The sequence below is a fragment of the Bacillus sp. N3378-2at genome (assembly GCF_033412715.1).
In the GTDB taxonomy this organism is placed as follows: domain Bacteria; phylum Bacillota; class Bacilli; order Bacillales; family Bacillaceae; genus Bacillus; species Bacillus subtilis.
In genome coordinates, this window is the sequence record NZ_CP117986.1 from 3970357 (window position 1) to 3982647 (window position 12291).

Consider the following 12291-nt stretch of genomic DNA (forward strand, 5'->3'; position numbering starts at 1 on the left):
TTGAAAAGTTAATCAATAATTCTTATCGGAAAAGTATGTTATAATGAAATTACATTTTTAAAAAAGGGAGAGTGCCATTATGCCTTCAGTAGAAAGTTTTGAGCTTGATCATAATGCGGTTGTTGCTCCATATGTAAGACATTGCGGCGTGCATAAAGTGGGAACAGACGGCGTTGTAAATAAATTTGACATTCGTTTTTGCCAGCCAAATAAACAGGCGATGAAGCCTGACACCATTCACACACTCGAGCATTTGCTCGCGTTTACGATTCGTTCTCATGCTGAGAAATACGATCATTTTGATATCATTGATATTTCTCCAATGGGCTGCCAGACAGGCTATTATCTAGTTGTGAGCGGAGAGCCGACATCAGCGGAAATCGTTGATCTGCTTGAAGACACAATGAAGGAAGCGGTAGAGATTACAGAAATACCAGCTGCGAATGAAAAGCAGTGCGGCCAAGCGAAGCTTCATGATCTGGAAGGTGCTAAACGTTTAATGCGTTTCTGGCTTTCACAGGATAAAGAAGAATTGTTAAAAGTATTTGGCTAAAATAGAAAGGACCTTTTTGCGCTTAAGCAAAAAGGTCTTTTTTGTGACGTCTCATATTTTGTGTACCATTTGCTGTAAGCGTTTGCTACTATTTAAGTAAACGATGAAAGGGTGATGGCATGAAAAAGATGTTGGTTGTTCTGCTTTTTTCTGCTTTTTTGCTTAATGGATGCGGATCTGGTGAAAGCAAAGCAAATACAGCTGAGACGCCCGAGGTTTTGGATGTCAAGCTGACCGGGCCTGAAAAAGTAAATCCCGGAGAAAGCGCTGCTTATGAAGCAGCCGTATCATATGGTGATGAAGCTGTGACGGATGCCGATGAAGTAGAGTTTGAAGTATGGAAAGAAGGGGAAAAAGACGCAAGCCAAATGTTTAAGGCGAAACAAGAAAAAGGCGTATACCGATTGGAAACGACGTTTAAGGAAGATGGTGTATACACTGTCCAATCTCATGTCACAGCAAAAAAACAGCATAGCATGCCGACCTTAAAAGTCCAAGTCGGAGACGCCGATGCTGCCAGCAATCAGTCAGAAGAGGAGCATTCACATCATCATTGATTGTGTGAATCAGAGTGATTTTCTTGTGGTGGATCAATGGTATGCTTTACATTATAGGCTTTTACAGTCGTCCAAATGGTTACAAGCAAAACAGCCAGCACAATCAAAATACTTATCGTAATGAGAAGCGTCATGACATTCCACCTCCCGTTTTTTAACAATTGTAGCATAATAGAAGAAATCGTGACAGATAAGGGTAAAAAAGAGGTTTTAGCGTACGATATTAAGGGTATACATAGTCATATAACAAGGAGGAGATACCATGTCAGAACAATTGATTCAAGCAGTGAACAAACAAGTAGCCAACTGGACAGTCATGTATGTGAAACTACATAATTATCACTGGTATGTGAAAGGGAAAGATTTCTTCACTCTTCATGAAAAGTTTGAGGAGCTGTACAACGAAACGGCAACTTATATTGATGACTTAGCAGAACGTCTTTTGGCGCTGAACGGAAAACCGATTGCAACAATGAAGGAATCCTTAGAAACGGCTTCTGTCAAAGAAGCTGCTGGAAATGAAACAGCTGAACAAATGGTTCAAAGCGTATATGATGATTTCACAGTCATCGCGGAAGAGCTGAAAAACGGCATGGATTTAGCTGATGAAGTCGGTGACGAAACAACAGGGGACATGCTTCTTGCGATCCATCAAAATATTGAAAAACATAACTGGATGCTAAAAGCTTACCTAGGTTAAGTTCAAAAATAGAACGGCCGGATGTCTTAAAAAAGACGTCCGGCTTTTCTTTTTGTATCTTAAAAATAGGCGACAACCAGTCCATTTTTCTGAAAAATCCAATCCGTTCGGCTTGTTTACCATAGAATATTGTAAGGCCGTTTCTGTGAAAGGATGTTGGGATAAATGGATAGAGACTTTGGCATCTTTTCGTTTTTAGCAGTCAGCGTTTCAGCAGCGGGTTTTTTCTTTGGAGGTTTTCAGTATTCATTTCTGATTTTGCTCTCTCTTATGGCAATTGAATTTATCAGTACGACTTTGAAGGAAACCATTATTCACAAACTGTCATTTAAAAAGGTATTTGCCCGGCTTGTCAAAAAATTAGTCACGCTGGCTCTGATCTCTGTATGCCACTTTTTTGATCAGCTGCTGAATACACAGGGATCAATTCGTGACTTGGCTATTATGTTTTATATTCTTTATGAATCTGTGCAAATTGTTGTGACAGCCAGTTCTCTTGGCATACCGGTTCCTCAGATGCTTGTCGATCTTTTAGAAACGTTAAAAAATAAATTTAAGCGCAAACCGTAACTTTTCCCTGTTCGCGGGTCATAATAAAGCCCAGAGCGTCGGTCGCACTTTCCGGCAAAAGTATCGCAAAAAAACTGTACGAGCTAGTCTGCATGCAGAACCTGACGGCGTGCTGGGTTTCCCTTATTTTTTGATAAAAGGCTTCCGAAGAAACGTAACTGTGGTATGATGTATGGAAGATAGCTAGGAACGGATTTGAGGGATAAACATGTACGAGTTTAAAGATTATTATCAGAATACTGTTCAGCTTTCCTTTGACGATCAGCCTTTCTCGGACAGCCCGAAGCATGTCTGGGTGATTTGCCGTTTTGGCGGCAAATGGCTTTTAACAGAACATGAGGACAGAGGCTATGAGTTTCCAGGCGGGAAAGTAGAGCCGATGGAGTGCGCAGAAGAGGCTGCGCTCCGGGAAGTAAAGGAAGAGACGGGCGCGAGAGTCAAAAGCCTCAAGTATCTCGGACAGTATAAAGTTCTCGGAAAAGAAAAAGTGATTGTAAAAAATATATATTTTGCAGATATAGAAAAGCTTGAAAAGCAGGCTGATTACTTTGAAACGAAAGGCCCGGTTTTGTTTCACGAGCTGCCGGAGAACCTTTCCCGCAATAAAAAATTCAGCTTTATTATGAAGGATTCCGTTCTTCCGATCAGCTTGAAAAAACTGAAAGAATCTGGATGGATTGAATAAAAAACCCGGCACATGTGCCGGGTTTTTTATGTCCTCCCCTTCGTCCATTTCTTTTCCAGCAGCTCGACGCCCTGATACATCAGAGTGGCGAAGATGGCGATGATCAGCAGGCTTAAGAAGACGAGTGTAAAATTGAAGACTTGGAATCCGTAAATAATCATATATCCTAATCCGACCTTCGAAACGAGGAATTCCCCTACAATAACGCCAACCCATGATAAACCGACGTTCACTTTTAGTGTTGAAATAATCGCGGGGGAGGATGCAGGCAGTATGACTTCTTTAAAAATAACCCACTTTTTTGCGCCGAATGTTTTCATGACTTTCGTATAGTTTTCGTCGACCTCCTGGAAGGCGGTATAGACAACGATGGTTGTGATAATGACGCTGATGATGGCTCCCATCGCAATGATGCTGATAAAACTGGGACCGAGCGCGACAATCAGGATCGGGCCCAGGGCCACTTTCGGCATTGCGTTCAAAATCACAAGATACGGATCTAAAATTCTGGCAAGTCGGTTAGACCACCATAACAAAGCGGCTAGGCACGTGCCCATAAACGTCCCGAGCAAAAAGCCAAGCACCGTTTCAAATAAAGTGACGCCGATGTGTGACAGTAAAGAACCGTCACCAAGTTTCTCCAGCAATAATCGCCACACAGCTGATGGAGAGCTGAAGATCAGCGGATCGATCCAGCCCTGCCTGCTGGAGATTTCCCAGCCCGAGAAAAAGAGAATAAATATGGCAAGCTGAAAGGAATGGACCTTCCACTTTTCCTTTTTCTGTTTGAATTGATACTGCTCGTGAAGCAGATCAATGGTTTCTTTGCTGTTTCTCAAGAGAATTCAGCTCCTTCCATATCGTTTGAAACAGTGTCTGGAAGGAAGGTTCCTGACGGGCGTCAAAAGGCAACATCGCGGCCAATTCCTTAGGAATGGTAAAAATCTGATGGATGGTGCCCGGCTGATTTGAAAATAAAAAGATCGTATCGCTCATCGCTATCGCTTCCCCTATATCATGAGTGACAAGCACTGCTGTTTTTTGATATTCCTTTAATGTGCGGAATACCAGGTTTTCCAAAGACAGCTTTGTCTGAAAATCAAGCGCGGAAAATGGCTCATCCAGCAAAAGCAGACTAGGGTTAGGCGCAAGTGTTCTTGCAAGCGCAGCCCGCTGGCGCATCCCGCCTGACAGTTCTTTCGGATATTTTTTCTCCACATCTATGAGGCCGAACTCCGGCAATAGACCGAGTGCAGCGGCTTTGCTTTCTTCTGTCAGCGTGTCGGCGATTTTTAAACCGAGAAGCACATTTTCCTCGATAGATTTCCAGGGAAATAAGTAATCCTGCTGAAGCATATAGCCAATATTATGTTCTTTTTGATTCGGCTCACGGCCTTCAATCAGAACTCTGCCTTCTGATGGCTCAATCAAACCGGCAATAATGGAAAGCAATGTTGTTTTTCCGCAGCCGCTTGGGCCGAGAAATGAGATGAAATCGCCTTTTTCGGCATCGAAATGAATATCCCGCACAGCCGTTGTTTTTTCTTTAATAGAAAAATAAGTATGGGTTACATGGTCGACATGTAAGAAAGACATAGATGGCGCCTCCTATTTCTCCGAGGTGACTTTTTCAGCAATTTCTTTATTTACAAGCTGATTGTATGGAATGTGCTTCGGCAGTTCTCCCGATTTATCCATAATGGTTTGGAGAAGCTCCCATTCTTTTTCGTTAAGCAGAGGGTCTGGTGAATATGAATGCTGTTTTTTATAGCGTTCAATGGATGTTTCGATGACGTCTGGGTCGGTATCATCAAATTCATCTTTAATGGCATCTGTGATGTCCTTCGCAGAATGATTTTCAACCCACTGCTGCGCCTTATAAATGGCTTTTGTAAACTTGACGGCTGTGTCTTCATTTTTCTTCAAATAGCTTTGTTTCGCCATAAAAGTCGTATAAGGAACCTCTCCTGATTCTTCTCCGAATGAAGCCACGATATGGCCGATGCCTTTTTTCTCAAAGAGAGAAGCCTGCGGTTCAAAGAGCTGTACATACTCACCGGTTCCAGAAGCAAACGCATTGGCAATATTGGCGAAGTCTATGTTCTGGATGAGGTCTATATCCTTATGCGGGTCAATCTTATGTTTGTTCAGTACATACTCGCCGACCATTTGCGGCATGCCGCCTTTTCGCTGACCGAGAAACGTTTTTCCTTTCAGCTGATCCCAGTCGAAGTGTTCAACATCTTCTCTCGCGACAAGAAACGTTCCGTCTGTCTGAGTCAGCTGGGCGAAATTAATGACGGGATCTTTAGCCCCTTGCGCTTCGACATAAATAGATGTTTCTGACCCGACAAGCGCGATGTCGGAGCCGTTGGAAAGAAGCGATGTCATCGTTTTATCTCCGCCCCAGGTCGTATTCACATCGACATCAAGCCCTTCTTCCTTAAAAAAACCTTTAGACTCAGCAACATATAAAGGTGCGTAAAAAATTGAATGGGTCACTTCAGCTACTTTGACTTTGGTGAGCGTTTCTTCCTGCTTGCAAGCCGCCAGGGCGAACATCAGAAAGATACTGCCGACACAGGCGAAGCCCAGCCTTAACCATCTGTTCACATAGACAACCTCCTTATTTCGCATCAAGTTAATATCCTTTTTTGCTTTACATATCGTATGATGGGTATAAAAATGTGTGAATGCCTAACCAGGTTCTCCGGATGTAATTTTGGAGTAAGGAAAGCATATAGAAAAAAGGAGGCGGCTGTTTTGATTGTAGAGAAAAGAAGATTTCCGTCGCCAAGCCAGCATGTGCGTTTGTATACGATCTGCTATCTGTCAAATGGATTACGGGTTAAGGGGCTTCTGGCTGAGCCGGCGGAACCGGGACAATATGACGGATTTTTATATTTGCGCGGCGGGATTAAAAGCGTGGGCATGGTTCGGCCGGGCCGGATTATCCAGTTTGCATCCCAAGGGTTTGTGGTGTTTGCTCCTTTTTACAGAGGCAATCAAGGAGGAGAAGGCAATGAGGATTTTGCCGGAGAAGACAGGGAGGATGCATTTTCTGCTTTTCGCCTGCTTCAGCAGCACCCAAATGTCAAGAAGGATAGAGTCCACATCTTCGGCTTTTCTCGCGGCGGAATTATGGGAATGCTTACTGCTATCGAAATGGGCGGGCAGGCAGCTTCATTTGTTTCCTGGGGAGGCGTCAGTGATATGATTCTTACATACGAGGAGCGGCAGGATTTGCGGCGAATGATGAAAAGAGTCATCGGCGGAACACCGAAAAAGGTGCCTGAGGAATATCAATGGAGGACACCGTTTGACCAAGTAAACAAAATTCAGGCTCCCGTGCTGTTAATCCATGGAGAAAAAGACCAAAATGTTTCGATTCAGCATTCCTATTTATTAGAAGAGAAGCTAAAACAACTGCATAAGCCGGTGGAAACATGGTACTACAGTACATTCACACATTATTTCCCGCCAAAAGAAAACCGGCGTATCGTGCGGCAGCTCACACAATGGATGAAAAACCGCTGACAGTGAAATATGTTATGATAAAGAAAAAAGAGAACGAAAGGGGATTTCACTTTGGGAATGCCTGTTGAATTTAATACACTGATTGTGACAAAAGGAAAAGAAGTTCGCATAGATGAAAATATATTCACGTTAGAGAAGGACGGATACCGAGTATATCCGATGGAGATTCCAATGGATGTACGCAAAACAAAGTTTGGCGAAAAGTCAGGCACAGCTGAAGTGCAGAAGCTTCAATGGGAAGACGGCCGGACCATCATTACATACAAGCTGACTTCTTTGCATTCCGTCAATTAAAACAAGCCAAGAGCATAATTGCTCTTGGCTTTTGTTTTTTATACGAGAGGGCCGCCTGCCTGGGCGATGGCATCGGTATGTGCGAACTTTTTAAAGTTCTCTTTGAATTCATTTGCAAGGTAGACTGCCTTTTCTTTGTATTCTTCCTTGTTGGTCCACGTGTTTTCAGGCTGAAGGATATGATCAGGAACGCCAGGAACATGGGCCGGAATGTGCAGGCCGAAAATATCGTCAGTTATCATTTCAGCATCCTCTAATTTACCTTCAATCGCTGCTTTGACCATTGCTCTAGTGTAAGAAAGCTTCATTCGTTCGCCTGTGCCGTAGCCGCCCCCGGTCCAGCCGGTATTGACTAAGAAAACGTCTGCCCCGTGTTCATCGATCTTTTTGCCGAGCATTTCAGCATAGACGTGAGCAGGAAGCGGCAGGAACGGTGAGCCGAAGCATGTAGAGAACGTCGTTTCAGGAGACGTGACACCACGTTCGGTTCCGGCGAGCTTACTCGTGTAACCGCTCAAGAAATGGTACATGGCCTGCTCCTTCGTTAGTTTGCTGATCGGCGGCAGGACTCCGAAGGCATCAGCCGTCAAAAATACAATTGCTGACGGATGGCCGGCCATGCTTGGAGTCACGATGTTGTCAATCATATGAATCGGGTAAGCTGCCCGCGTGTTTTCAGTATAGAAGGAATCATCATAATTGGCTTCGCGTGTATCTTCATCCACAACGACATTTTCGAGAACAGACCCGAAGCGGATCGCGTTAAAGATTTGCGGCTCCTTTTCCTCGCTTAAATGAATGCACTTAGCGTAGCACCCGCCTTCAATATTAAAGACGCCTGTATCAGACCAGCCATGTTCATCGTCACCGATCAGCTTGCGGTCAGCATCTGCCGACAGGGTGGTCTTTCCTGTTCCTGACAGTCCGAAGAAAAGGGCGACATCGCCTTTTTCACCGACATTGGCGGAGCAGTGCATAGATAAAATATCTCTTTCAGGCAGCAGGAAATTCATAATGGAGAAAATGGACTTCTTCATTTCACCGGCATACTCAGTTCCGCCGATTAAAATTGTCCGCTTTTCGAAAGAGACAATAATAAACGTTTCGGAATGAGTGCCGTCTGTTTTTGGATCCGCTTTGAAGTGCGGAGCAGAAAGAATGGTGAACGGCTGCTCAACTGTTTTCTTATCATTTCCTTCCGGACGGATAAACAGCTGCCGCGCAAATAAATTGTGCCATGCGAACTCATTTACGACAGTGATCGGCAGCCTGTATTTCTCGTCTGCTCCGGCAAATCCTTCGAAAACAAACAGTTCATCTCGCTCCTTTAAATAGCTGACAACTTTCGTATACAGCCGCTCAAACGCTTCTTCTGAAATGGGCTGATTCACCGGGCCCCAATCGATCTTATTTTTCGTGCTTTCTTCCTCCACGATGAATTTATCTTTAGGTGAGCGTCCTGTGTAAGCGCCTGTTGTCGCGCGAACAGCACCTGTGGATGTTAAAATGCCTTCGTTTCGGGAGAGGACTTTTTCTGTTAGCTGTGCTGCAGATAAATTATGACGCACATTTGGACATGTTAATAAGGCTTGTAAATCAGCGGTCAAATCAACTGAGTTCATATGAAACCTTCCTTTATCGTTTTTTGTGTTTTGCTAATTGTGAATTAGTATAACATATATTTTCAAATAGTCTATACTATTTATTATTTTTTGTGTGTGCATTTCCATTGTTTTCCCTCAATATAGGTGCCTATTTCTTCTGAATCATATTGACATTGCAAACCCTTTTACGATAAGATATTTCATTGAGCGGATACTCTTATCCCGAGCTGGCGGAGGGACAGGCCCTATGAAGCCCAGCAACCGGTTTCTCTGTTATTTATTATGTTCAACTGAGTGAGACAACCAAGGTGCTAACCTGTTGCAAGGTTGTATGATTCCTTGAGCGATAAGAGTGAAAGGCACAAAGACCAAACCCTTTCCTCGATGGAAAAGGTTTTTTTATTTCATAAATATGCCAATTAACATTCTCTAATATAACTGTACATTGTATAAGAGGGAGCGAGTTCCGTATCATATATACAAGGTCTTTCGGGAGGCCTTGTGCAGGAGGAAGCAAATCATGAGTAAAAATCGTCGTTTATTTACATCAGAATCTGTTACGGAGGGGCATCCGGATAAAATCTGTGACCAGATTTCTGACAGCATTTTAGATGAAATTTTAAAGAAAGACCCTAACGCGCGTGTTGCTTGTGAAACATCTGTGACAACAGGTTTGGTTCTTGTAAGCGGAGAGATCACAACTTCTACGTATGTTGACATTCCGAAAACGGTTCGCCAAACCATTAAAGAAATCGGATACACACGTGCAAAATACGGATTTGATGCGGAAACTTGTGCGGTTTTAACATCAATTGATGAGCAGTCTGCTGATATCGCGATGGGCGTAGACCAAGCGCTTGAAGCCCGTGAAGGCACAATGAGCGACGAAGAAATTGAAGCGATTGGTGCGGGTGACCAAGGATTAATGTTCGGTTATGCGTGCAACGAAACGAAAGAGCTTATGCCTCTTCCAATTTCACTTGCCCATAAATTAGCCCGCCGCCTAAGTGAAGTCCGTAAAGAAGATATTCTTCCGTACCTTCGCCCTGACGGCAAAACACAGGTAACGGTTGAGTACGATGAAAATAACAAACCAGTCCGCATTGACGCGATTGTTATTTCAACTCAGCATCATCCTGAAATTACACTTGAGCAAATTCAGCGCAACATTAAAGAACATGTAATCAATCCGGTTGTTCCTGAAGAGCTGATTGATGAAGAAACAAAATATTTCATCAACCCTACAGGACGTTTCGTAATCGGAGGCCCTCAAGGGGATGCGGGACTTACAGGACGCAAAATCATCGTTGATACGTACGGCGGCTATGCACGCCACGGCGGAGGCGCGTTCTCAGGTAAGGACGCGACGAAGGTAGACCGTTCTGCAGCTTATGCGGCAAGATACGTTGCGAAAAACATCGTTGCGGCTGAGCTTGCTGATTCTTGCGAAGTACAGCTTGCTTACGCGATCGGTGTTGCACAGCCTGTGTCAATCTCAATCAACACATTCGGTTCAGGAAAAGCTTCTGAGGAAAAACTGATTGAAGTTGTTCGCAATAACTTTGATTTACGACCTGCCGGCATTATCAAAATGCTTGATTTGCGCCGTCCGATCTATAAACAAACTGCTGCGTACGGCCACTTTGGACGTCACGATGTTGACCTTCCATGGGAGCGCACAGACAAAGCGGAGCAGCTGCGTAAAGAAGCGTTAGGAGAATAATTTTATAGCCGCTTACTGGTTAAGCGGCTTTCCCTTTTTTATCGTTGTATTCATGTTTATTTTTTTACATAACTGTGAAACCAAATACTATTCACAGCGTCTATAAATAGGGGTTCAATGATGACAATTTTAATTATGGAGGCAATACTATGTGTGGATTTGTCGGGGTTTTTAACAAGCATCCGTTAGCTCAAACCGCTGATCAAGAAGAACTAATCAAACAAATGAACCAAATGATCGTTCACCGCGGTCCTGACAGTGATGGATATTTCCATGATGAGCACGTCGGCTTCGGATTCAGACGGCTCAGCATTATTGATGTAGAAAATGGCGGACAGCCTTTATCATATGAAGATGAAACATATTGGATTATCTTTAACGGAGAAATCTATAACTATATCGAACTGAGAGAAGAACTTGAAGCAAAGGGGTACACATTCAACACGGATTCGGACACAGAGGTTCTTCTTGCGACTTACCGTCACTATAAAGAAGAAGCGGCGTCCAAACTGCGCGGTATGTTTGCCTTTCTGATTTGGAATAAAAACGATCATGTGCTTTATGGGGCAAGAGATCCATTCGGCATTAAACCGTTGTATTACACAACGATCAATGATCAGGTTTATTTTGCCTCAGAGAGAAAAAGTTTAATGGTTGCTCAGAATGATATTGAAATAGATAAAGAGGCATTGCAGCAGTACATGTCTTTCCAATTTGTTCCTGAACCAAGCACGCTTGATGCCCATGTGAAAAAAGTAGAGCCGGGTTCACAGTTCACAATCCGCCCGGACGGCGATATCACATTCAAAACGTATTTCAAAGCGAACTTCAAGCCGGTTCAGACTGAAGAAGACAAGCTTGTGAAAGAAGTCCGAGACGCGATCTATGACTCTGTAAACGTTCATATGAGAAGTGACGTTCCTGTCGGTTCGTTCCTGTCTGGCGGGATTGATTCTTCCTTTATTGTGTCTGTTGCGAAGGAATTTCATCCAAGCTTAAAAACATTCTCTGTCGGCTTTGAACAGCAGGGCTTCAGTGAGGTTGATGTAGCGAAAGAAACGGCAGCGGCGCTGGGCATTGAAAATATCAGCAAAGTCATTTCGCCTGAGGAATACATGAATGAGCTTCCGAAGATCGTTTGGCATTTTGATGACCCGCTTGCTGATCCGGCAGCGATTCCGTTGTACTTTGTTGCAAAAGAAGCGAAAAAACATGTTACGGTTGCTTTATCAGGTGAAGGAGCGGATGAGCTCTTCGGCGGATATAACATTTACCGTGAACCGCTTTCGCTTAAACCGTTTGAACGGATTCCGTCCGGCTTGAAAAAGATGCTTCTGCACGTTGCTGCCGTTATGCCTGAAGGTATGAGAGGAAAGAGCCTGCTTGAGCGCGGCTGTACTCCGCTTCAGGATCGTTATATCGGTAACGCGAAAATCTTTGAAGAGTCTGTCAAAAAGCAGCTGTTGAAGCATTATAATCCGAACCTTTCATATCGCGATGTGACGAAGACTTACTTTACAGAAAGCAGCTCGTACAGCGATATCAACAAAATGCAGTATGTCGATATCCACACTTGGATGCGCGGCGACATTTTGTTAAAGGCGGATAAAATGACGATGGCGAATTCTTTGGAACTGCGTGTGCCGTTCTTGGATAAAGTCGTATTCGACGTCGCTTCAAAAATTCCTGATGAGCTGAAAACGAAGAACGGCACGACGAAGTATCTTCTTCGCAAAGCCGCTGAAGGAATTGTGCCTGAGCACGTATTAAACCGCAAAAAGCTTGGTTTCCCTGTACCGATCCGTCATTGGCTGAAAAACGAAATGAACGAATGGGTGCGGAATATTATTCAAGAAAGCCAAACGGATGCTTATATCCATAAGGATTATGTCCTTCAGCTTCTTGAAGACCATTGTGCGGACAAGGCTGATAACAGCCGTAAAATTTGGACTGTGCTAATCTTTATGATCTGGCACAGCATCAATATTGAAAAACGGTATATGCCTGAAGAGCTGAGCCATCAGCCTAAAGAAGTCATCTTTGTGTAACAGACAACAAGGCTTTCGAG

General features: G+C 43.8%; 14 protein-coding genes and 1 riboswitch. Of the genes, 9 read left to right on the top strand and 5 right to left on the bottom strand.

From position 1 onward, the window contains the following. The first annotated feature begins 79 nt into the window (after window positions 1-79). Both PUN35_RS21285 and PUN35_RS21290 read left to right on the top strand, forming a co-directional pair. Complete coding sequence (locus tag PUN35_RS21285) at window positions 80-553, top strand: S-ribosylhomocysteine lyase (protein WP_003219361.1); 474 nt, start codon at window positions 80-82, stop codon at window positions 551-553. A 119-nt stretch (window positions 554-672) separates the two neighbouring features. Continuing rightward, on the top strand, window positions 673-1110 hold the full coding sequence (locus PUN35_RS21290) for a FixH family protein (protein WP_014480629.1): 438 nt from the start codon (window positions 673-675) through the stop codon (window positions 1108-1110). Here the strand turns inward: PUN35_RS21290 and ytzI are convergent. Beyond that, the gene (gene ytzI, locus PUN35_RS21295) at window positions 1104-1244 is read right to left on the bottom strand and encodes a YtzI protein (RefSeq protein ID WP_003229081.1); all 141 of its coding nucleotides are present in this window, start codon (window positions 1242-1244) and stop codon (window positions 1104-1106) included. The genes PUN35_RS21290 and ytzI overlap by 7 nt on opposite strands. A gap of 128 nt (window positions 1245-1372) precedes the next feature. Here ytzI and PUN35_RS21300 point away from each other — a divergent pair, with 128 nt between their 5' ends. The 3 genes from PUN35_RS21300 to ytkD all read left to right on the top strand — a co-directional run bounded on the left by PUN35_RS21300 (window position 1373) and on the right by ytkD (window position 3065). Further along, window positions 1373-1810 carry a Dps family protein gene (locus tag PUN35_RS21300; RefSeq protein ID WP_003229083.1) on the top strand — a complete coding sequence of 146 codons (438 nt, stop codon included), beginning with the start codon at window positions 1373-1375 and terminating at the stop codon, window positions 1808-1810. A 165-nt stretch (window positions 1811-1975) separates the two neighbouring features. After that, window positions 1976-2380: a phage holin family protein gene (locus PUN35_RS21305; protein WP_003229085.1), complete on the top strand. Its 405-nt coding sequence runs from the start codon at window positions 1976-1978 to the stop codon at window positions 2378-2380. Window positions 2381-2588: 208 nt separating this feature from the next. Further along, a complete protein-coding gene (gene ytkD, locus PUN35_RS21310) occupies window positions 2589-3065 on the top strand; it encodes an RNA deprotection pyrophosphohydrolase (protein ID WP_003229087.1) in 477 nt (158 codons plus the stop codon). Window positions 3066-3091: 26 nt separating this feature from the next. Here ytkD and PUN35_RS21315 read toward each other — a convergent pair whose 3' ends face one another. Genes PUN35_RS21315 through PUN35_RS21325 form a run of 3 tightly spaced genes read right to left on the bottom strand, consistent with a single transcriptional unit; the run spans window position 3092 to window position 5678 of the window. After that, window positions 3092-3904 carry an ABC transporter permease gene (locus PUN35_RS21315; protein ID WP_003229090.1) on the bottom strand — a complete coding sequence of 271 codons (813 nt, stop codon included), beginning with the start codon at window positions 3902-3904 and terminating at the stop codon, window positions 3092-3094. Further along, the gene (locus PUN35_RS21320) at window positions 3879-4661 is read right to left on the bottom strand and encodes an ABC transporter ATP-binding protein (RefSeq protein WP_003229092.1); all 783 of its coding nucleotides are present in this window, start codon (window positions 4659-4661) and stop codon (window positions 3879-3881) included. Before PUN35_RS21320 ends, PUN35_RS21315 begins: the two co-directional genes overlap by 26 nt. A gap of 12 nt (window positions 4662-4673) precedes the next feature. After that, window positions 4674-5678 carry an ABC transporter substrate-binding protein gene (locus PUN35_RS21325; protein ID WP_003245977.1) on the bottom strand — a complete coding sequence of 335 codons (1005 nt, stop codon included), beginning with the start codon at window positions 5676-5678 and terminating at the stop codon, window positions 4674-4676. A gap of 150 nt (window positions 5679-5828) precedes the next feature. On the opposite strand from PUN35_RS21325, the gene PUN35_RS21330 reads away from it, so the two are divergent. Together PUN35_RS21330 and PUN35_RS21335 are read left to right on the top strand one after the other, a co-directional pair. Next, on the top strand, window positions 5829-6602 hold the full coding sequence (locus tag PUN35_RS21330; protein WP_014480628.1) for an alpha/beta hydrolase family protein: 774 nt from the start codon (window positions 5829-5831) through the stop codon (window positions 6600-6602). A 51-nt stretch (window positions 6603-6653) separates the two neighbouring features. Further along, a complete protein-coding gene (locus tag PUN35_RS21335; RefSeq protein ID WP_003223304.1) occupies window positions 6654-6896 on the top strand; it encodes a DUF2584 domain-containing protein in 243 nt (80 codons plus the stop codon). A 38-nt stretch (window positions 6897-6934) separates the two neighbouring features. On the opposite strand, the gene pckA is transcribed toward PUN35_RS21335, so the two are convergent. After that, the gene (gene pckA, locus PUN35_RS21340; RefSeq protein WP_014480627.1) at window positions 6935-8518 is read right to left on the bottom strand and encodes a phosphoenolpyruvate carboxykinase (ATP); all 1584 of its coding nucleotides are present in this window, start codon (window positions 8516-8518) and stop codon (window positions 6935-6937) included. Between the two features lie 196 nt (window positions 8519-8714). Further along, window positions 8715-8853, top strand: a riboswitch (SAM riboswitch). Between the two features lie 167 nt (window positions 8854-9020). Here pckA and metK point away from each other — a divergent pair. Further along, a complete protein-coding gene (metK, locus tag PUN35_RS21345) occupies window positions 9021-10223 on the top strand; it encodes a methionine adenosyltransferase (RefSeq protein WP_003229102.1) in 1203 nt (400 codons plus the stop codon). A 149-nt stretch (window positions 10224-10372) separates the two neighbouring features. After that, a complete protein-coding gene (asnB, locus tag PUN35_RS21350; protein ID WP_004398625.1) occupies window positions 10373-12271 on the top strand; it encodes an asparagine synthase (glutamine-hydrolyzing) in 1899 nt (632 codons plus the stop codon). Window positions 12272-12291 lie beyond the last annotated feature (20 nt).